This window comes from Nocardia lijiangensis NBRC 108240, from assembly GCF_001613045.1.
GTDB lineage: Bacteria > Actinomycetota > Actinomycetes > Mycobacteriales > Mycobacteriaceae > Nocardia > Nocardia lijiangensis.
In genome coordinates, this window is record NZ_BDBP01000124.1 from 1 (window position 1) to 20,358 (window position 20,358).

The window sequence follows — 20,358 nt, forward strand, 5'->3', positions numbered from 1 at the left end:
CGGTGAGCACCACCGCGTCGCAGTCCAGCGCGCGCCCGTCGGCGGTGCGCACGCGCCGGGCGCGCCGTCCTTCGTACTCGATCCCGGCGACCTCGGTGTTCAGCTGCAGCACCCCGCCCGCCGCGGTGAACGCCTCGGCCATGGTGGCGGCGATGGCGCGCATTCCGCCCTCGGGGAAGTAGACGCCCAGCGACGTGTCCATGTGCGGGATCGCGCCGTAGACGGCAAGCGCGTCGGCGGGCGCCATGCCCGCGTACAGCGCTTGGAAGGTGAACAGCCTGGCCAGCCGCGTGTCGGTCAGTATCCGGCCGACGCGCGGTCCGAGCCTGCCGAACCCGCCGAGCCGCACCAGGTCGAGCAGCGCGGCGCGTTTGCGCGGGGACCGCACCATGTCCAGCGGCGAGTCGAAGTTGGTGTCCATGAACTCGGTGAATTCGGCCCGGTAGACGCGCGCCAGCCAGTCACGGAGCCGTCGGTAGCGGGTCGCCTCGCCGGGGCCGCAGGTGCGGGCGACCTCGTCGGCCATGGCGTCCGGATCGGCGAACACCCGGATGGTGGAGTCGTCGGCGAAGCGCGCGTGGTAGCTCGGCGCGAGCCGGTGGATGCGCAGCGGGGCCGGGCCCGACTCGGGCGTCCGGCCGACGGCGGCCAGGGCGTCGGTGATCAGTTCCGGCAGCGTGAGCACCGTCGCGCCGTTGTCGATCTCGTAGTCCGGCCCGCGATACCGGCCGACCCTGCCGCCGGGATGATCGGCCCGCTCGAGCACCGTGACCGAACGCCCCGCGCCGGTGAGATACAGCGCGGCCGCAAGCCCGGACAGGCCTGCGCCCACGACGACCACCCGATCGGTCGGTCCCGCAACGGTTTTCATTCGACTTCTCCTCGACCGCCGGGCACGGCGGGGCTACCCACGAAACTGTGCGTCGGCCTGCGCCGCGTCCGTCTTGCGGAGCACGCGGCCGTTCCCGCATCGCAGGGGGCCGATCCCTGCGGCACGGTGTTCGGTGTCGTACCGCGGCGATTCCGTGCCTGCCGGTCGGTAGGTGGATCGCTACGCGGTGCGTGGCGCCGGTCGCCTCGAATGTCCGGCGCTCGAAAGACGGGGACTCAGTCCTCGGCGGACTCGGTGTCCCTCGGCGCCGAACACGCCCGTGGGACGCGGACGCCGCGCCGGGTGGGCAGGGCGGCGCCAAGGATCAGCCGACGCTCGGTGAGCGCGGCCGTGGACTTGCCCCGGCGCTTGCCGATATTGCGCGGGGCGGGTCCTGCGCCGACGGCGATCACGCGATCGGCTGGTCCCACAACGGCTTTCATGCGGTCCTCCTGGTTGCGGCCAGTGCCATACCGCGCAGTTGCTCTTTGGCGGCGGGGGTGGCCGAGCTGGAATCTATGGCGGCAAGGCCGCGGTCGGTGAGGTCGGCGATGCGGCGTTCCACTTCGTCGACGGCGCCGAGCTCGGTGAGCGCGGCGCGCAGGCGCGTGACATCCTCGGCGCCGAGATCGGTGCCGATGCTGGTGCGCAACAGGTGCGCGGCGGACGGATCGGTGGCGTCGGCGCGACGCAGCGCCTCGGCGAGCAACACGGTGCGCTTGCCTTCGCGCAGGTCGTCGCCGGAGGGTTTGCCGGTGACCTCCGGATCGCCGAACACGCCGAGCAGGTCGTCGCGCAGCTGGAAGGCGATCCCGATATCGGTGCCGAAGGTGCGGTAGGCCGCGATCAGGTCGCGGTCGGCGTCGGCGATGGCGGCGCCGAGGTGCAGCGGGCGCTCCACGGTGTAGGCGGCCGTCTTGTAGCGGTTGATCTGCAGCGCGGCCTCCACCGACTCGTCACCGAGCGCCTCGCCGTTGATGTCGAGCAGCTGACCGCCGAGCACCTCGGTGCGCATCATCGCCCAGACCGGAGCGAAGCGCGCGAGGGCGGCCGGGTCGAGCCCGGCGGCGTGCACCAGGTCGTCGGCCCAGGCCAGGGCAAGATCGCCGATCAGGATCGCGACGCTCGCACCGAAGTGCGCGGCGTCGCCCGACACACCGCGCTCGCGGTGGCGCTGCTCGAAATCGACGTGCACGGTGGCGAAACCGCGACGGGTGCGGGAGGAATCGATGATGTCGTCGTGAATGAGCGCGCACGCCTGCACCAGTTCGAGTGCCGAGCAGGCGGCGAGCACTGCGCCCGCTTCGGGGGCGTCCGCATCGCCGCCCGCGCCGAGCCAGCCGGTCCAGGCGAACGCGGGCCGGGTGCGCTTGCCGCCGCGGAGCACGAATTGCTCCAACGCCTCGGCGGCGTCCACGAAGATCGGGCCGAGCGGCTCCACAATGGGCCGCCGGGTGGCGAAGAATTCGGTGAGGCGGCCCTCCACGGCCGCGACGAAATCGGGCGTGCCGGGGATCGGCGTCCGCGGCGCGTCGGCGGGCGTTGCCTGGGTTCGTGTCGGAGTACCAGGTCCGGCGGACAGAGGAACCTCCAGGGTCACGGGTGTGGTCGCGCCGGTCGAGCGCGACAAGTGGTCTGTGGGCGAGCGCGCGTCACTGCCGCCCGGTTCGGCGCGATCGCGGCGCACGTCCGGTCCGGCCGCATCGATGGTGGTGCCGTATCAGAGAATACGCGGCCATCCCACCCTGCCGTCGACCAACCTCCGCCCGGCGAAAACCCCTGATCGCGCGGCCGGGCGCAGGACGTCTCCAGAGCGAGCGCGCATGCTCGCACGGACGTCCCACTACACTGAACCGGTGACTTTCGATTCCGCGCGGGGACGTTCGACCCCAGGCCGTCCGTCCCCGACGCCACCGATCGTCTCGGGAACGCCTTCGGTTGTGCAGAGCCTGCAGGTCCATTCCGGCCGGGCGGTGCCCTTCTCCGTCGAGTTCAACCCGCCGCGGGACGCCGCGGGCGAGGCCAGGCTCTGGCGCGCGGTGCGCGAGTTCGAGCGCATGCATCCGGCGTTCGTGTCGATGACCTACGGCGCGGGCGGTTCCACCAAGGATCGCACCGTGCGGGTGACCGGTGAACTGGCGCAGGAGACCACCCTGCTGCCGGTGGCGCACCTGACCGCCGTCGGGCACAGCGTGGCCGAGCTGCGCTCGCTGGTCGGCGCGTACGCCGATTCCGGCATCCGCAACATTCTGGTGCTGCGCGGCGACCCGCCCGGCGACCCGCTCGGCGAATGGCACAAGCACCCGGCGGGTGTGGAGTACGCCGAGGAACTGGTCCGCATCGTCCGCGATCTCGGCGATTTCCACGTCGGCGTCGCCTCCTTCCCGCAGGGCCACCACCGCTCACCGGACCTGGACTCCGACACCGCCTACCTGGCCGCGAAACTGCGTGCCGGAGCGGAGTATTCGATCACCCAGATGTTCTTCGAGGTCGAGCACTACCTGCGCCTGCGCGACCGGATCGCCGCGTTGGATCCGGTCGAGGCCGCCAAGCCGATCATCCCGGAGCTGATGCCGGTCACGTCGTTGCGCACCGTGGCGCGGGCCGAGGAGTTGTGCGGTCGCGCGCTGCCCGACGCGGTGATGGCGCGGCTGAACAAGGCCGCGGGCGACGGTCCGGAGGAGAACCGCGCCGCGGTGCGCGAGGTCGGCATCGAGATCGCCACGGAGATGGCGCAGCGGCTGATCGACGAGGGCGCGCCCTGCCTGCACTTCATCACCCTGAATTTCGCCAAGGCGACCAGCGAGGTGCTGACCAACCTCGGCTACGGCGTCACCGCCGCCCCGATGAGCGCGTGACGGCACTGAGCTGATGCCCCGCCGGTCGACGACCAGCGGGGCATCGGCGCGTCAAGCGGCGCGGGCCGCCCGCAGCCCCCACGCCTCGGCGAGCAGCCGATGGGATTCGAGCCGGTCGGCGTGGTCGTGGGTGACGCTGGTGACCAGCAACTCGTTCGCACCCGTGACCCGCTGCAGGGCGGCGAGCCGTTCCACCACCGTGGCGGGCGACCCGACGAACTGGGTGGCCAGCCGGTCGTCGACCAGCCGCCGCTGGTCGGGGGTGAGCGGGCCCGCGGCGTCCGGCGCGAGGAACTCGGCCGCGCCCGCGCCGCTGCGAATGCTGTACACCCAGTGCCCGTAGCCCGCGGCCAGGTGCTTGGCCTTCGCGTCGTCGGCGGCGACCACCACGTCGGCCGAGACCACCACGTACGGCTCGGCCAGATACTCCGACGGACGGAATGCGGCGCGGTAGGCGGCGACGGCGTCCAGCGCGGTGCCCGGCGCCACGTGGTAGGCCGCCGCGAACGGCAGTCCGAGCCGGCCTGCCAGTTCGGCGCTCTCGCCGCCGGAACTGCCGAACAGCCACAGCTGCACCTGCGCGTTCTCCCCGGGGACCGCGTGCAGCGCGATGCCGTCCTCGCTGGTGTAGGAGCCCGCGAGCAGGGCACGCACCTCCTCGACCTGGTCGGCGAAATCCGGTGCCTGCGCGCCCGGCTGTTGCAATGCGCGCAGCGCGGCCACGAAACGGGACCGGTCGACGATGCGGCCCGGATCGAAGGGCGGCGGGACCACCACGCCGTCGCGGATCTCGGTGCGTCCCGTGGCGGTGTCGACCACCGGGTGCCCGCCCTTGGGATGCTCGGGCTCCGAACCGAACTGGGCCCGCCGATGCCCGGAACGCCCGAGCCCGAGATCCAGCCTGCCGGGGTACAGCGCGTCGATGGTGCCGAACGCCTCCACGATCGACGCCGAGGTGTGGTGTCCCACCTGCACCGCCGCCGAGCCCACCCGAATCCTGGAGGTGTTGGCCGCGATCAGTCCGATCAGGGTGATCGAGCTGGAACTGGCCACCGCGACGAAATGGTGTTCGGCCAGCCAATACCGGTGGTAGCCCCACTGTTCGGCGCGCCGGGCCAGGTCGACGGTGTTGCGCAGCGCCTGCTGCGCGGTGGACCCGGCGCTGACCGGTGACAGGTCGAGGATGGAGAGCGGGACCGTCACGCCTGCCCCCTCGCGAGCCGGGGATGCTGCTCGCCCGCTTCGATGGCCACCCGCAGCCGGTTCTGCGCCGGAGCCACCGGGCAGGTGGCGAAATCGGTGAAGGCGCAGGGCAGATTGGCCGCCCGGTTGAAATCGAGCAGCACCGTGCCATCGGCGTCCGGCGCGGCGATGCCCAGCGACCTGGCCGCCGGGTACGTGGTGACGCCGCTGGTGGCGTCGGTGAACAGGATGCGCAGCGCATCACCGGCCTGGAACGCGACGACGCGTTCGGTGACCGCGCCGAGGGTGAATTCGATGGTGCCCGTTGCGGTGTGGTGATGTTCGAGCCCGTCGACCACCGCCGCGGTGACGACGGTCCGCGGCTCGGCGAACGCTTCGAAGCGGCCGGGCACGACCCAGCGCCGATCGGGTTCGTAGGCGGGGATGCCGGGGAAGGCGGCCAGCGCCGGGGCGGCGGGGTCGTGGATCCGCACGGCGTAGCGCCCGGTGCGCCGGATCACTTCGAGCACGCGCTGCTCGTGGCGGACCTCCAGGCCCGGCGCGCCTTCGGCGGGGGTGAGGATCTGCACGCCCGCGATGCCGGTGCCGTCGAACGTCAGACGGTCGGCCGGTTGTGCGGTGATGAACACCTTGTGGTCGGTGACCCACCAGGTGCCCGGCACGTCGGGCAGCCGCTCGGGCTGGTCGGTGAGCCAGTGCAGGCCGGTCAGGCTGAGAAAGCCGAGCCGGTCGCGCAGCTGGTCCTCCCTGGCGTCGTGCCAGGCGGCCCACTCGGTGCCGAAACTGATTGCGGTGGTTGCGGTCATGATGCTCTGGCTCCTTGGTGGACGGATGTGCGGTGCTGCGGGTGGCGCAGGCCGAGATGGTCGCGCAGGGTGTCGCCGGTGTAGGCGGTGCGGAAGCTGCCGCGTTCCTGGAGTTCCGGGACGACGCGGTCGACGAACTCGTCGAGCCCGCCCGGCGTGAGGTGGGGGACGAGGATGAAGCCGTCGGCGGCGTCGGTCTGGACGTATTCGTCGATGCGCGCGGCCACCTCGGCGGGCGTGCCGACGAACTGCTGGCGGGCGGTGACCTCGATGATCAGCTCGCGGATGCTCAGGTTCTCGGCCTCGGCCTTGGCGCGCCACGCCTCGGCGACCGCGCGCGGATCCTTCGCGTGACGCACTCGCCCCCTGGTGATGTTCACGTCGCCGGAGGGTTCGACCTCGGGCAGCGGGCCGTCCGGGTCGTAGCCGGAGAGGTCGCGGCCCCAGACCTGTTCGAGGAACGCGAGGGCGGTCTGCGGGCCCACCTGCTGCCACCGGATGTGCCTGGCCCTGTCCTCGGCCTCGGCCGCGGTGTCGCCGAGCACGAAGGTGGCGGCGGGCAGGATCTTCAGCTCGTCGTGTCCGCGACCGTATTTGGCGAGGCGGGCTTTCATGTCGGCGTAGAACGCGCGCCCTGCCTCGAGCGTGCCGTGCCCGGTGAAGATGGCGTCGGCGGTGGCGGCGCCGAATTCGCGGCCGTCGTCGGAATCGCCCGCCTGCAACAACACCGGGTGCCCCTGCGGGCTCGGCGGCAGCACGAAGCGCGCGCCGATGTCGAATTGCGCGCCGCGGTGGCGCGTTTCGAGTATCTCCCTGGCGAAGACGCCTGTCGCGCGATCGACCACCAGCGTGTCGGCGGGCCAGCTGTCCCACAGGGCGCGGGCCACCTCGACCGTCTCGGCGGCGCGGCGGTAGCGGTCGGCGTGCTCCAGATATCCACCGCGGCGGAAGTTCTCGCCGGTGAACGCGTCGGAGGAGGTGACGACGTTCCACGCCGCGCGCCCGCCGGACAGGTGATCCAGCGACGCGAACTGCTTGGCCAGCTCGAACGGTTCGTTGTAGGTGGAGTTGATGGTGCCCGCCAGTCCGAGCTTCTCGGTGACCCCGGCCAGCGCGTTGAGCACGGTGAAGGTGTCCGGCCTGCCGACCACGTCCAGATCGTGGATGCGCCCGAGGTGTTCGCGCAAACGCAGGCCCTCGGCGAGGAAGAAGAAGTCGAACAGGCCGCGCTCGGCCGTGCGGGCCAGGTGGACGAAGGACTCGAAGTCGATCTGGCTCTTGGAATCCGGATCGCTCCAGACGGTGGTGTTGTTCACGCCGGGGAAGTGCGCGGCCAGATGGACGGTCTTGCGCGGCTTGCCGGGGCTCATGACGGTGTCCCTTCCTGAATCGTGGCATAGCGGCTCGCCGGGCGCGGCAGATGCAGTCGCTCGCGCAGGGTGGCGGCGGGCGCGGGTGGCGTGGACGGCAGCCTGCTCAGGGTGGCGTGCAGCGCGAGCGGGCGCAGGACCACGCCGTCGGCGGCGCCCGAATCGACCACGGCGGCAAGCAGTTCGGTCAGCGAGTCGGCGGTGCCGATATGCCGCAGTGCGGTGCCGGTGGCCCTGCTGCCGACCTGGGGCGCGCCGGACACCGGTGCCGACCAGCGGTCCAGCTCGGCCAGTTCCTCGTGCGCTCGCTCGGCGGTCTCGGCGAGGTGGATATCGAGGTCGACGAGCACGCGGACGGCGTCCGGGTCGCGGTCGGCGCCGAGCAGGGCGCTGCGCAGCGCGGCGCGCCTGGCGTGCGCGGCGTCGAGATCCGGTGGGGCGATGCGGATCAGGTCGGCGCGGCGCACCGCGACAGGGATGCTCGGGCCCTCGTCGGCGCGGACCGCGACGATCGGCAGGCCCTGCGGCGAGCGCGGCGTGATCGAGGGGCCCTTCACCGAGAAGTTGTCGCCTTCGTACTCGATGTAGTGCAGCTTGTCGCGGTCGATGAAACGGCCGGTCGCCAGGTCGCGGATCTCCGCGTCGTCCTCCCAGGAATCCCACAGCCGCGCCACCACCTCGACGGCCTCGTCCGCCTCGTGCCACAGCGCGGCCGGATCCTGAGCGCCCTTGCGGCCGAACGCCTTCGCTTGCTCGGCGCCTTCGGACACGGTGACCTCCCAGCCCGCGCGGCCGAGGGTGGCGAAATCGAGGCTGGCGATGGCCTTGGACAGGTGGAACGGCTCGGTGTGGGTGACCGGCGCCTGCGGCAGCAGCCCGATGCGCCGCGTGACGGCCGCGGCACGGGCCGCGATCGCGACCGCGTCGAGCCTGCCCTTGGCGGTCTCTGTGCCGCCGGGCTGCAACCCGAAGGAATCGGGCAGGAAGACGGCGTCCGCCCCGGCGTTCTCGGCGGCGGTGATCGCGTCTACCCAGTAACCGGCGGTGAACAGGTCCTCGGCGCGCGAGTCCCGGCGTCGCCACGACGCGGGATGCACGCCGGTCCCGGCGAGTTCCACCGCGAGGAAGAAATCCGAATCCGGCATCATGCGGTCCTTTCCGTTGCGAAATCCATCAGGCGGCTCCTCGTGCGGGATCGGGGATCGCGGAAAGCAATTCCCTGGTGTAGTGGTGGCGCGGATCCTCGAAGATCTGTGCGGTGCGGCCGGTTTCGACGATGCGGCCGCGGCGCATGACGGCGACGTGGTCGCTGATCCGCCGCACCACGGCCAGGTCGTGCGAGATGAACAGGTAGCTCAGGTCGAGCTCGGACTGCAGGCGGTCCAGCAGTTCGAGGATCTGCGCCTGCACCGAGGCGTCCAGCGCGGAGACCGGCTCGTCGAGCACGAGCAGATCGGGATGCAGGGCGAGCGCCCGCGCGATGGCCACCCGCTGGCGCTGACCGCCGGACAGTTCCGCGGGGCGGCGTTCGGCGAATCGCTCCGGCAGCGCGACCTGCCCCAGCAATTCGCGCACCCGGTCGCGGCGGGCCGCGCGATCGCCGATCCCATACGCGCGCAACGGTTCCTCGACGATCGCGCCGACGCGCCAGCGCGGATCCAGCGAGGAGTACGGATTCTGGTACACCACCTGGAACCGGCGCCGTAGCGCCCGCAGCCTGCCTCGGCGGGCGGCGGTGAGATCTTCGCCGTCGAAGACGACGGTGCCGTGGTCGGCGTCGGTGAGCCGCAGCGCGATCCGCGCGGTGGTCGACTTGCCGGAGCCGGATTCGCCCACCAGAGCCAGGGTTTCGCCACGGCCGAGCTGGAAGCCGACGCCGTCGACGGCCGTGATGGCCTCGCCGGAGCGGGCGCGGAAGCGCTTGCGCACCTCGCGCAGCACGAGCAGCGGTTCCCCGGTGCGCGGCCGTTCCTGGCGCGGCGGGCCGGGGGCGAGGCTCGGCGCGGAGCTCAGCAGCCGTTTGGTGTAGGGATGCCGCGGCGCGGCGAGGATCCCCGCCGTGGGCCCGGACTCGACGACCTCGCCGCCGTTGAGCACCACCAGCCGGTCGGCGCGTTCGGCGGCCATCGCCAGGTCGTGGGTGATGAGCAGCACCGCCGTGCCGCGCGCCGCGGTGCGCTCGGCGAGCCGGTCCAGCACCCGCCGCGCCACGGTGGCGTCCAGCGCGCTGGTCGGCTCGTCGGCGATGATCAGCTCCGGCCCGCACGCCAAGGCGATCGCGATCAGCACCCGCTGACGCTGCCCACCCGACAGTTCGTGCGGATACTGCTCCGCCCGCAGCTCCGGCCGGTCCAATCCGACCTCGGTGAGCAGCTCGAGCACCCGCCCCCGCGCGCCGCGGCGATCGGCGAACCGATGCACGAGCAGCGCCTCCGCCACCTGATCGCCCACCCGGCGCACGGGATTCAGCGACAGCCCAGGGTCCTGCGGTACGAACCCGATCCGCGCCCCGCGCAATCGCTGCAGCGCGCGTTCCGAGCCGGTGTCGACCCGCTCACCGTCGAAAGTGATGGTCCCCGAGCCGATCTCCGCGGTCGCTCCGAGCAACCCGATCACGGCGTGCGCCAGCGTCGACTTCCCGGAACCCGACTCGCCGACCAGCGCCACCACCTCGCCGCGAGCGACGCGCAGCGAGGCACCGGCCAGCGCCGTGATGGGCCCCGCGGAGGAGCGATAGTCGACGCGCAGCCGATCCACGTGCAGCAGAGTGCTTTCCGTGGGTTCCCCGTCCTCGCGCCGATCCGGACGCGCGGTGTCGTCGGTCTGTGCGGTGGTCGAGCCGTCAGCCGTCCGCCGGGGCGATCCGGGCCGCGAGGATTCCGCGGCGCGACTCGGCCCCGCGACCGCCTTTCTGTCGATTCCTTGGTCGCCGGGTCGTGATTCGTCGCCCGACAGCCGGGTTTCGGCGTTCTCCGCTTGGGCGGCACCGAGTTCCGGGCGCGCTGACTGCGATCCGAGGTCGGTCTCCGAAGCAGGCTGTGCTACAGGTGTTTCCTGATTTCCGGCCGATGTAGCGGCGCTCTGTCGGATGGCCGTCGGGTCATCGTTGCCGCCCGGGAAACCGGGATCGGTCGGGTCGATGCCGCCGTATTCGGTGCGGGCAGTGGTCGGGTTGCTCACGGGCGATCGGTCCTTCCTGCGGCGCGGCCGAGGCGCTGGGCGGCGAGCACGACGGCGATGATCACCAGCCCGGGAAGGGCGGTGAGCCACCAGGCGGTGGCCAGGTAGTTGCGGCCTTCGGAGATGAGCGAGCCCCATTCGGGGGTCGGCGGTTTGGCGCCGTATCCGAGGAAGCTGAGTGCCGAGACCGCGAGCACCGCCATGCCGAATTCGACGGCGGCCAGCGCGAGCACGGGCTGGTAGGAGTTGGGCAGGACGTGGCGGGCCAGCACCGCGTACCAGCGCACCCCGGAGGCGTGCGCCGCCTCGACGTACACCGCACGCCGCACCCGCAGCACCTCCGAGCGCATCACCCGCGCGAAGTTGGCGATCAGCGAAACACCCACGGCGATGGCGACATTGCGTGTTCCGAAGCCGAGCGCGGTGACCAGCGCCAGCGACAGCAGCAGCGCCGGAATGGAGAGCAGCACGTCCACCACGCGCATGGCGGCCGCGTCGACCACCCCGCCGACGGCCCCGGCCAGCAGCCCGAGCAGCGCCCCGGCCACCACGGCCAGCGCGACCGCGGAGAGCGTGGCGGTGAGCGAGAGCCCCGCCCCGTGCACCATCCGCGTGTACAGGTCGCGCCCGAGATTGTCGGTGCCGAACCAGTGCTGGGCGCTGGGCGGCTGGAACTTCTCGGCGGGGACCCCGGTCAGCGGGTCACCGCTCGCGAACAGCGACGGGGCCAGCGCCCACCCGAGCACCAGCAGCGCCACCGCCGCCGAGAGGATCACCGCGGCGTTGCGCCGCAGCGCGCGCAGGCTCGGCGCGGGCCTGCCCAGGCCGGGCAGCGCGATCCGCCGGGGCTTGTCGACGACGTCAACCACGCGCACTCCCTTCTCGATCTTCCGCGTTCTCGTCAGGCACGGACGAGCACCTCCTCCGCGATGTCCTCGGCCACGGCCGCCTCGTCGGCGCCGCGCCCGCCGCGTACCGCGATCCGCGGGTCGAGCAGCGGATACAGCAGGTCCACCGCCAGATTCACGGCCACGAACACCAGCGAGGTCAGCAGCACGATGCCCTGCACCACCGGAATGTCCTGGGCCAGTACGGAAATCTGCGTCAGTCTGCCGACGCCGTTGCGCGCGAACACCGTTTCCACCACGACCGAACCGGCCAGCAGGTTGCCCACCAGCACCCCGGCGATGGTGAAGGCGGGCACGCTGGCCAACCGGGCCACGTGCCTGCGCTGCACCCACCAGCGCGAAGCGCCCTTGGCCAGCGCCACCTCGGTGAACGGCTGCCGCCATGTGGTCTCCAGCCCGGCCGCGAGCACCTGCGCGATCACCGCGCCGATCGGGATGGCCAGCGTGAGCGCGGGCAGCACGGTGCCGCGCAGTCCCTCTCCGCCGAACGCGGGCGCCAGGTGCCAGCGGAACGAGAACAACTGCAACAGAACGAGTCCCGTCCAGAAGGTCGGCACCGAGACGCCGAGCGGCGGAAGCGCGGTGAGCAGGTTGCGCAGCCAGGGCCTGCGCGTGTAGGTGGCGGCGAAGGCCAGCGCCACCCCGCCGACGGTCGCGAAAAGCAGGGCGAGCGAGGCCAGTTCGAGGGTCGAGGGCACGGCGTCCCCGATCGCCTCGGTCACCGGCCGGCCGGTCGCGATGGACAGCCCGAGATCACCGCGGACCGCGTTGCCGAGCGCGGTCCAATACTGGTCCCACAGTGGACGATCCAGCCCGTAGCGGGCCTGCAGCTCCGCGATCGCGGCTTTGTCGACCGGCGTCCCCGCACCGCCGCCGTCGGCCGCGATCGAGACCGGGTCGGCGGGCAGCAGGTAGAGCACCACGAACGAGATGCTGAACGCCGCCCACAGCACCCAGGCCGCCTGCAGGACGCGCAGCGCCAGATAGCGGGCCATGTCAGCGCCCGCTCAGCCAGGTGTCGAAGAACTGCAGGCGCGCCGAGGCCTCGAACTTCAGGTCCCTGGTGTTCGCGGCGGCGCCGATCGCCTGGGAGAGCTCGATGGTCGGGATCCACAGCCCCGCCTCGAGCACCTGCTCCTGCGCGGTGCGGATGAGCGCGGCGCGCGCGGCGGCATCGGCCGTGCTGAGCTGGCTACGGAGTACGTCGTCCAGGGCGGGAATGCGTTCGCGGGCATTGAAGTTGCGGCCGTCCACACTGAACGTCGTGCGCAGGATGTCGCCGTCGGCGCGGGTGGAGTTGTAGTAGGTGGCGTCGAAATCCTTGGCATTCTGCCGCGCGGTGTTCTCCGGTCCGGACACCAGGTCCAGCTTCAGTTCCACGCCGACCTGCCGCAGCTGCTGCTGCACCAGTTCGAGGATGGCCTGGTTGCCCGCGAACGCCTGGCTGAACAGCACCGAGAAGGACAGGCGCTCACCGTTCTTCGCGCGGATGCCGTCGCCGCCCGGCGTCCAGCCGGCCTGGTCCAGGATGCTCTTCGCCTTGGCCGGGTCGTAGCTCACCCGCGCCGAGAAGTCCTGGTAGCCCGGCGTGGCGCTGGCCAGCGGGCCGCTGGCGGGCTTGAACTGCGGGCCGAGCACGGTGTCCACCAGTTGCTTGCGGTCGATGGCGGGCAGCAGCGCCTGGCGCACCGCGGGGTCGCGCAGCGGACCGCGGGTCACGTTGGGCTGGAAGCCGAACGGCACACCGGGATTGGCCGTGCTGAGCACGCGGGCGCCCGCGGCCTCCAGCTGCGGCACGTCCTGCGGCAGTGCGTCGCTGATCGCGTCGAGCTGACCGGAGACGAGACTGCCGGTGCGCACGCCGGATTCGGGCACCACCGTGAACTCGATGCGGTCCAGGTAGGCCTCGCCCTGGTGCGCGAACACCGCGGAGCCCCAGCCGTATCCGGCCCGCTTGGCCAGCGTCGCCGACTGATCCTGCCGCCAGCCCGCGTAGGTGAACGGCCCGCTGCCGATGTTGTCGCCCAGGCAGCGCTGCTCGGCGGGCTTGGCCGTCGTCGCGTCGGCGAGGATGCCGAGCTGCACGGTCGACGAAGCTTGCAGGAACTGGGCATTGGGCTGGCTGAACTCGACGCGCGCGGTGAGCCGCTCCACGGCGGTGGTGCTCACGTAGTTGGTGAGATAGCTGGCGCCGAGCGGCGCCTTCGCCCCGCCCAGTCGCACCACCGAATCGAAGGTGTTGCGCACCGATTCCGCGGTGAGCGGGGTGCCGTCGCTGAAGGTGACGCCGTCGGCGAGGTGGAAGGTGAACACCTTCGCGTCCGGGCTGATCTCCCAGCTGCGCGCCAGCCAAGGCCTGATCTCACCGGTCTGCGGATCCTGGTCGGTGAGCGAATCGACGATCTGCCGCGCGACATAGATGGTCTGGTTGGTGCCTGCCTGCGCCGGATCCGAGCAGGTCGGCGCCTGGGACAGCCCGTAGCGCAGCGTGCCGCCCGGTCGCGGCGGACCCGCGTCACCCCCCGGCGCGCTCGAATCGCCGCCGCAGGCGGCCAAGGTGCTCGCCGCGGCGAGCGCGCCTGCCAGCGCGAGAATTCGATGACGGGTTCGGATCACGGTGTCACTCCAATGAGTTCGGTGGTGTCGGCGGCCAACGGCCTGCTGGGAATTCGGCGGCGCAGTTCGGGCGCCACCTCGGCTTGGAAGAGTTCGAGGCTGTCGCGGTGCTCCTCCACGGAGCGCCCCTCACGCTCGGCGGACAGGTGGATCACCTCGTGACCGAACCGCTCGTGCTGGCGGCCGACCTTGTCGACGATCTGTTCCGGGCTGCCGATCAGCGCGGAACTCCGGTCGGCGAAATCATCGAGGGTTTCGAACACGATGGGCAGACCCAGCTTTCGGCTCAGTGCCAGCCGCGCCTCGAAGATCGGCCGGTAGGTGTCCAGCGCCTGCTGCGAGGTGCGCGCCACGTGGAAGCCCGCGGTGCCCGCGCCGACGAGGGCGTCTGCCGGGTCGTGTCCGTAGTGCTCCCACCGCTCCCGGTAGTGGCGCACCAGTTCGGCGTAGGGCTCGATCGGGTTGGTGACGTTGGCCGAGAACAGCGGGTCGCCGTGGCGCGCGGCGAGTTCCACCGACTCGCGGCTGGTCGCACTGCCGTGCCAGATCCGGATCCGCGGCTGGAACGGGCGCGGCAGCGCCTTGGCCCGCTCCAGCGGCGGACGGAACTGCCCCGACCAGGTGACGCTGTCGCTGGCCCACAGCTGCCGGAACAGTTCGTAGCCTTCGCGATTGCGCTCCCACTGATCGTCGGCGGTGACGTGGTACAGCTGTGCCTGCGCCGCGCCGTTGCCCTTGCCGATGATCAGCTCGAGGCGTCCGCCCGCGAGGTTGTCCAGCGTCGAGTAGTCCTCGAAAGCGCGCACCGGATCCAGCAGGCTCAGCGTCGTCACCGCGGTGAACAGCGTGACGCGCGAGGTGACGGCCGCGATGTGGGACAGGATCACCGGCGGCGCCGCGGACAGGAACGGATCCTCGTGCCGCTCACCGACGGCGAAGCCGTCGTACCCGAGATCCTCGGCGAGCCTGGCCTGTTCGACCACGGACCGCAGCCGCGTCCTGGTCTCGGGCACCACACCCGTTCGCGGATCGGGCACCCGCGTCACCAGCGTGAACAACAGGAACTTCATGCCGTCGCCTCCCATGCGCCGAGATCGAGGAACTTCTCGAAGGGGTGCGGCCCGACCTCTTCGGCGGGCAGCGCGGAGTCGTAGAGCGCGGTGTACCCGGCCGCCAGGTACAGGCCGACCGCCTCGGGCTGGCGCGGGCCGGTGGTCAGGTAGATGCGCCGGTAGCCGCGATCGGCGACCTCGGCCTCCAACCACTCCAGCACGAACCGGCCGAGGCCGCGCCTGCGGTGCTCGCGGGCGGTCCAGATCCGTTTGAGTTCGGCGGTGGTCGCGTCGAACTGCTGGAAAGCACCGCCCGCCACCGGTTCTCCGTCCTGGGTCACCACCAGCAGCCCGCCCTCGGGCGGCGCGAAGTGCGCGGCCGGATATCCGCGCAGATCGGTGTGCACCTCGCCGGGGGTGCGGCCGTAGCGGCTGCTGTACTCGAGCGCCAGCTCGGCAAGCAGCGGCGCGGCCAGCGGGTCGTCCTGGGCGATCCAGTGCGCCCTGCGGATCGTCGACACTCCGTAGGTCATCGGATCACCGCTGCTTCGGCAGGCCGGGCGGGTTGATCCGCGATTCGGTGACGGCCTCGGTCTGGAGGCCCCAGCGGTCGATGACCCGCTGATAGAGCCCGGACTCGATGGCGTGCCGCAGCGCCTTCTGCACCGGGCCGATCAAGCCGTTGCTCTTCTTGGTCAGCACGCCGATCTCGCCCTGCAGCGCCTCACCCGCGCCGGAGAAGGTCGCCACGATCTTGGTCTGGTTCGCCGTGCTCGCGTGGTAGATCGCCGTCGGATTCGGGCCGAGGTAGCCGTCGAGCCGCTGTGAGGCGAGCGCCAGGTAGTAGTCGCTGGTCTTGTCGTAGTAGGCGATCTCGATCGCGGGCAGTCCCTCGGCGCGGTTCTGCTCGTTCCACTTCACCAGCAGCTGTTCCTGATTGGTTCCGGTGCCGACGCCGATTCGCTTGCCCGCCAGGCTCTTGCGGTCCTGGTAGCGCAGATCGCTCTGCACGGGCACCTCCAGCGCGACGTTGTCGTGGCGGTAGGTCGCGAAGTCGTACTTCTCCTTGCGCTCCTCGGTGACGGTCACGTTCGAGATGAACGCGTCCACCTCGCCCGAGTCGACACGCACGAAGTTCTGTGACCAATCGGCCACGCTCGCCACGAGTTTCAACCCGAGGATGTCGGCGACCAGCGAGGCGAAGTCGATCTCGGAGCCGACCACCGTCTTGTCGTCGGTGGCGTAGAAGCGCAGCGGCGGCGCGGTGCCCGACGCGCCGGTCACGACCAGGGTGCCGCGGTCACGGATGGCCTGCGGGACCTCGGCGGCGAGGGCGTCGACCTTGTCCGCGCGGATGCGCCCGGACTGCTCGGGCGACAGGTCGAAGGCGACCGCGCCGTCGGAGGAGACCTGGAGATCTTCGTCGGGGTTGGTGCCGCACGCGGTGACCAGCAGTGCGGCCGCGGCGAGGGCGCCGACCAGGGTGGAGAGCTTCATCGGGTTCCTGTTCGTGGCTGGGAGCGCTGGGGCGCTGGGTGGGCAGAGCGCTGGTGCGCTGGGTGGGCAGAGCGCTGGTGCGCTGGATGGACAGAGCGCTGGGGCGCTGGATCGACGGAGCGCTGGGGGCGCTGAATGGGCAGAGCGCTGGGGCGCTGGATCGACTGAGCGCGCTGCGGTGCTCAACGGACTCGGGACAGAAAGGCGCGGGTGCGCGGATGCCGGGGGTTGTCGAGGACCTCGGCGGGCGGGCCCTTTTCGACGATCACGCCCGCGTCCAGGAAGACCACCGTGTCGGCGACCTCGCGGGCGAAGCCGATTTCGTGCGTGACGATCACCAGTGCGGTGCCGTCGTCGGCCAGATCGCGGATCACGTCCAGCACCTCGCCGACCAGCTCGGGGTCCAGCGCCGAGGTCGGCTCGTCGAACAGGATCACCCTGGGCCGCACCGCAAGCGCCCTGGCGATCGCCACCCGCTGTTGCTGCCCGCCGGACAGCCTGCGCGGATAGGCGTCGGCGAGTTCGCCGATGCCGACCCGCTCCAGCAGCGCCTTCGCCTCGCGCTCGACCTCGGCGCGGTCCCTGTGCTGGGCCGTGAGCGGCGCGAGGGTGACGTTCTCGAGGACCGTCAGATGCGGAAAGAGGTTGAACTGCTGGAAGACGAACCCGATGCGGGAGCGCTGCCTACGGACCTCGCGATCCGAGAGCGGATGTAAGACGTTGCGCCGCAGCCGGTAACCGATCAGCTCGCCGTCGACGTGCACGGTGCCCGCATCCACCGGCTCCAGGTGGTTGAGCACCCGCAGCAGGGTCGACTTGCCGGAGCCGGACGGGCCGATCACGGCCACCACTTCGCCCGCGCGCACCGTCAGATCGATGCCGTGCAGGATCTCGGTGCGCCCGAAGGACTTCCGCACGCCGCTGACCAGCACGGCGGACGTCTCGAGCGCGGTCATCGGGTCGCTCCCCGCGGCGCGGCGGAACCGGACTCGGCGATCTCGCGAACCCGGTGGCGCAGTTTCTGCAGCGGCGTCGGCGGCGGGGTGCGCTGCGCGCCCTTGGCGTAGTGGCGCTCGATGTAGTACTGCGCCACCGTGAGAATCGTGGTCAGCACGATGTACCAGACCGTGGCGACCATGAGCAGCGGCACCACCCGGCCGTTGCGGCCGTAGATCACCTGGACCTGGTAGAACAGCTCCGCGATCGCCATCACCGAGACGATCGAGGTGCCCTTGAACAGGCTGATCACCTCGTTGGTCGCGTTCGGCAGGATCGAGCGCATGGCCTGCGGCACCACGATCGTGCGGAACTGCCGCCAGCGCGGAATGCCCAGCGCCGCCGCCGCTTCCAGCTGCCCGGGATCGACCGAGATGAGCCCGGCGCGGATGATCTCCGCCGAGTACGCGGCCTGGTGCAGCGCGAGACCGATCACGGCGGCGGTGAATCCGCTGATCACGCCGTTGACTTCGAAGGTGAGGAACGCCGGTCCGAACGGGATGCCGAGTGAGAGGGTCTGATACAGGTAGGCGATGTTGAACCAGAACAGCAGCTGCACGATCATCGGGATCGAGCGGAACGCCCAGATGTAGGCCCACGCGATCACCCGCAGCACCGGATTGTCCGACAGCCGCGCCACGGCGAGCAGGGTGCCGATCATGAAACCGAGCGCGGTGCCCCACAGGGTCAGTTCCAGTGTCACCCGGAGCGCGGTCAGCACCGACTGCGCGGTGAAGTATTTCGCGAACGTCGGCCAGTCCCAGCCCGGATTAGCAACCAGGCCGTGCACGAACTGGGCTAGCAGCACCAACGCCGCCGCGCTGACCACCCAGCGCCATGGATGGCGGGTACGCGCCACCTGGGGAGCGACGTGCGCGCGGTCGGCGTCGAGTTGCTCGGCGACGTCGCCGGTTGCCGTCGCGGTATCGGGTGGTGCCGTGGCGGCGGCCGTATGGAGGTCGGGCAGTGCATCGCCCCCGGCGACGTCGAGTTTGGTGGCGTCGAGTTGTGTTGCATTGTCGAGCTGTTCGACGGCGTCGCGGGTCGCCGTCGCGGTGTCGGGTCGCGCGGCGGCGGTAGGTGGTCCCGTGGTGTCGAGTGGTGTTGTGGCTGCGGCCGCGGTGACATCGGGCAGTGCATCGCCCGCGGCGACGTCGGGCTTGGTGGCGTCGAGTTGTGTTGCGGCGTGGAGCTGTTCGGCGGCGTCGCTGGTTGCCGCGGCGGCGGGTGGTGCTGTGGAGGCGTCCGCGGTGACGTCGGGCAGTGCATTGCCCCCTGTGACGTCGGGCTCGGCGGTGTCCAGTTGTGTTGCGGCGTGAAGCTTTACCGCGGCGTCGCCGGGTTTCTCGGCGCCGCTGGGGGGATCGGCGGACGCCGTGGCGGCATCGGGTGCGAGGGAAGCACTCATTTTTCGGGCCCTTCCGGGAGGAACTGCAGCGACCACGCCTGGCGCTGGTCGCATCACCCGGCCAGCGACGGGTGCGTGGTCTGGCGCTGCGTCAGCGCGGACAGCTGGCTGGGGTGGGGTGGCAGGTCTCGTCGGGGTGCCGGGTCCGGCGGGCGCCACTGCGGGGGCAGATCATTCGGTCCTCCATCGGTCCTGGCGGAAGCACCCGCACCCGGTGGTCCGGGGGGTTGCTGCGACGTCGGCGAGCCAGGTCTCTCGGTCGCTCTGGATGGTGTTGCGGACCCCGGTCCGCTCCGGGGGTGCAGCGGGGGTCGAGCCGAATCATCATGCGGATCAAGGCAGGTGCCGGACAAGGGTAGAAATCAGGGTGAGCGCAGCACTGGCGCCGGGCGTCGCGGGGAGCGATCATTTGCGCGGTCGGCGGTCGGTTCCCCGTATCGGGCGACCCGTCCGCGGAGGGGTGTTTCGTCGCGACCTGCGGGCGCAAGTCGACGCGCCGAAAGCTTGCCGATCGGCGAAACGGCTGTTGGGCGGGTTTGCCGGAGTACGGTGTCCTCACCGTGCCGACGATGAGGAGCACCGCTGTGACCCTGTTGCGCCGTTTCACCACTTTCACCGCCGCCGCGACCGGTTCGGTCGCGCTGGCCTTCGGCGTCTGCGCCCCCGCCGTGGCGGCGCCCGCCCCCGTCCCCGCCGCTCCCGCGGCCTCGACCGAACTGCCGGGCATGCAGCAGGCCGCCGCGCCCGGCGACCTGCTCGGCGCCTACCAGTCCACCGTCGAGGCGCTGCGCGGCTTCGGGATGGACCCGTTCCTGCTTCCGACCGCCGCGGCGTTCTGCGGCAACGGCAGCACTCTCGGTCTGGTGCCCGCGGTTGCCGGCGCGATGCCGGGACCGTGGCCCAAGACCGCCCTCTCCATTCCCGGCCTCGATCTGACGGCCGTGAAGTCCGGTCAGACCATGTTCACTTTCGTGCCCTACGGCCTCGACCCGGCGAGCCGTACTACCGCGGGCATGCAGGTGGCCTGGCTGAACGTGAGCAACGGACGCAGCGGTGTCGCCCAGATGGGCCCGCTCGCCGACGTCGTCCGCGCCATGGTTCCCGCCGCGGTCCCCGCCGATCTGCGCCCGCAGGCCGAACGCGCCATCGGGGACTTCTTCTTCGCCGCCCTTCCCGTCGGCGGCGTCCGCGCCGTCCCCGTCGACACGGGCAAAGGCACCGTCCTCGCCGCCGTCTTCGGCACCGTCGACAACGGAGGTCGCTCCTGCTTCTTCCTGCCGACGGTCGGCATCACTTCGGTGCCGTAAGGCCGAGCGGCACACCCGTTCGCCGGACACCGGCTCGGTCCTCGGACCGAGCCGGTGTCGGCTGTTCAGCGGGTTTCGATCAGCGGGCGGCCCTTCCAGCGCAGCGCGCCTGCGCGTCGAGCGCGATGCGATCGCAAGACGAGGCGCTGGTACGCGGCGATCGAGAAGGGGTGCGCCGCCGCCGCGAGTACGTCGGCGCGGCGGAGGAGGCCGCCGGTTTCGAGGGAGCGGGCCACGAGGCGGCCGGTGACGGCGGCCGCGTAGCCGAGCGCGCCGATGCGGCGGG

The 20,358-nt window shown here is 71.3% G+C and carries 18 protein-coding genes, 1 pseudogene and 1 riboswitch; of the genes and pseudogenes, 2 read left to right on the forward strand and 17 right to left on the reverse strand.

All coding sequences use genetic code 11. The features are described 5' to 3' along the window. The 3 genes from NL1_RS32930 to NL1_RS32935 all read right to left on the reverse strand — a co-directional run. Window positions 1-871: phytoene desaturase family protein (locus tag NL1_RS32930; RefSeq protein ID WP_156095153.1), on the reverse strand; the 871-nt coding region annotated here is incomplete at its 3' end. Between the two features lie 236 nt (window positions 872-1,107). Then, window positions 1,108-1,314 (reverse strand): hypothetical protein, encoded by a 207-nt coding sequence (locus NL1_RS37985; RefSeq protein ID WP_156095154.1) that lies wholly within the window; start codon window positions 1,312-1,314, stop codon window positions 1,108-1,110. Then, window positions 1,311-2,465, reverse strand: a complete 1,155-nt coding sequence (locus NL1_RS32935; protein WP_067848021.1) for a polyprenyl synthetase family protein — start codon at window positions 2,463-2,465, stop codon at window positions 1,311-1,313. The genes NL1_RS37985 and NL1_RS32935 overlap by 4 nt, the downstream gene beginning before the upstream one ends. A gap of 262 nt (window positions 2,466-2,727) precedes the next feature. On the opposite strand from NL1_RS32935, the gene NL1_RS32940 reads away from it, so the two are divergent. Further along, window positions 2,728-3,729, forward strand: a complete 1,002-nt coding sequence (locus tag NL1_RS32940; protein WP_084511300.1) for a methylenetetrahydrofolate reductase — start codon at window positions 2,728-2,730, stop codon at window positions 3,727-3,729. A gap of 51 nt (window positions 3,730-3,780) precedes the next feature. Here the strand turns inward: NL1_RS32940 and NL1_RS32945 are convergent, their stop codons facing one another. From NL1_RS32945 to NL1_RS33005, 13 genes are all read right to left on the reverse strand, one after another. Beyond that, entirely contained in the window at window positions 3,781-4,932 is a 1,152-nt protein-coding gene (locus NL1_RS32945; RefSeq protein ID WP_067847996.1) for an LLM class flavin-dependent oxidoreductase, read from the reverse strand. Next, window positions 4,929-5,738, reverse strand: coding sequence for a DUF1684 domain-containing protein (locus NL1_RS32950; RefSeq protein WP_067847999.1), 810 nt, complete (start codon window positions 5,736-5,738; stop codon window positions 4,929-4,931). The genes NL1_RS32945 and NL1_RS32950 overlap by 4 nt, the downstream gene beginning before the upstream one ends. Then, a complete protein-coding gene (locus tag NL1_RS32955) occupies window positions 5,735-7,108 on the reverse strand; it encodes an NtaA/DmoA family FMN-dependent monooxygenase (RefSeq protein ID WP_067848002.1) in 1,374 nt (457 codons plus the stop codon). Before NL1_RS32955 ends, NL1_RS32950 begins: the two co-directional genes overlap by 4 nt. Beyond that, on the reverse strand, window positions 7,105-8,253 hold the full coding sequence (locus NL1_RS32960) for an LLM class flavin-dependent oxidoreductase (protein WP_067848024.1): 1,149 nt from the start codon (window positions 8,251-8,253) through the stop codon (window positions 7,105-7,107). The genes NL1_RS32955 and NL1_RS32960 overlap by 4 nt, the downstream gene beginning before the upstream one ends. Before the next feature lie 28 nt (window positions 8,254-8,281). Next, window positions 8,282-9,874, reverse strand: a complete 1,593-nt coding sequence (locus NL1_RS32965; RefSeq protein WP_067848027.1) for a dipeptide ABC transporter ATP-binding protein — start codon at window positions 9,872-9,874, stop codon at window positions 8,282-8,284. Between the two features lie 410 nt (window positions 9,875-10,284). Then, window positions 10,285-11,157 (reverse strand): ABC transporter permease, encoded by an 873-nt coding sequence (locus NL1_RS32970; RefSeq protein ID WP_067848030.1) that lies wholly within the window; start codon window positions 11,155-11,157, stop codon window positions 10,285-10,287. A 32-nt stretch (window positions 11,158-11,189) separates the two neighbouring features. Then, window positions 11,190-12,191, reverse strand: coding sequence for an ABC transporter permease (locus NL1_RS32975; protein WP_067848005.1), 1,002 nt, complete (start codon window positions 12,189-12,191; stop codon window positions 11,190-11,192). Window position 12,192: 1 nt separating this feature from the next. Continuing rightward, window positions 12,193-13,812 carry an ABC transporter substrate-binding protein gene (locus NL1_RS32980; protein ID WP_067848008.1) on the reverse strand — a complete coding sequence of 540 codons (1,620 nt, stop codon included), beginning with the start codon at window positions 13,810-13,812 and terminating at the stop codon, window positions 12,193-12,195. Further along, window positions 13,809-14,882 (reverse strand): LLM class flavin-dependent oxidoreductase, encoded by a 1,074-nt coding sequence (locus NL1_RS32985; protein WP_067848033.1) that lies wholly within the window; start codon window positions 14,880-14,882, stop codon window positions 13,809-13,811. Before NL1_RS32985 ends, NL1_RS32980 begins: the two co-directional genes overlap by 4 nt. Further along, window positions 14,879-15,397: a GNAT family N-acetyltransferase gene (locus NL1_RS32990; RefSeq protein WP_067848011.1), complete on the reverse strand. Its 519-nt coding sequence runs from the start codon at window positions 15,395-15,397 to the stop codon at window positions 14,879-14,881. Before NL1_RS32990 ends, NL1_RS32985 begins: the two co-directional genes overlap by 4 nt. 4 nt (window positions 15,398-15,401) lie before the next feature. Further along, window positions 15,402-16,361 (reverse strand): ABC transporter substrate-binding protein, encoded by a 960-nt coding sequence (locus NL1_RS32995; RefSeq protein WP_067848015.1) that lies wholly within the window; start codon window positions 16,359-16,361, stop codon window positions 15,402-15,404. Between the two features lie 182 nt (window positions 16,362-16,543). After that, the gene (locus NL1_RS33000; RefSeq protein ID WP_067848018.1) at window positions 16,544-17,317 is read right to left on the reverse strand and encodes an amino acid ABC transporter ATP-binding protein; all 774 of its coding nucleotides are present in this window, start codon (window positions 17,315-17,317) and stop codon (window positions 16,544-16,546) included. Beyond that, window positions 17,314-18,216 carry an amino acid ABC transporter permease gene (locus tag NL1_RS33005; RefSeq protein ID WP_067848036.1) on the reverse strand — a complete coding sequence of 301 codons (903 nt, stop codon included), beginning with the start codon at window positions 18,214-18,216 and terminating at the stop codon, window positions 17,314-17,316. Before NL1_RS33005 ends, NL1_RS33000 begins: the two co-directional genes overlap by 4 nt. Before the next feature lie 729 nt (window positions 18,217-18,945). Next, window positions 18,946-19,040: riboswitch (SAM riboswitch) on the reverse strand. A 294-nt stretch (window positions 19,041-19,334) separates the two neighbouring features. Here NL1_RS33005 and NL1_RS33010 point away from each other — a divergent pair. Then, a complete protein-coding gene (locus NL1_RS33010; RefSeq protein WP_067848039.1) occupies window positions 19,335-20,072 on the forward strand; it encodes a hypothetical protein in 738 nt (245 codons plus the stop codon). Between the two features lie 65 nt (window positions 20,073-20,137). Here NL1_RS33010 and NL1_RS38365 read toward each other — a convergent pair. After that, window positions 20,138-20,358, reverse strand: a pseudogene (locus tag NL1_RS38365) (glycosyl transferase); the annotation flags it as partial.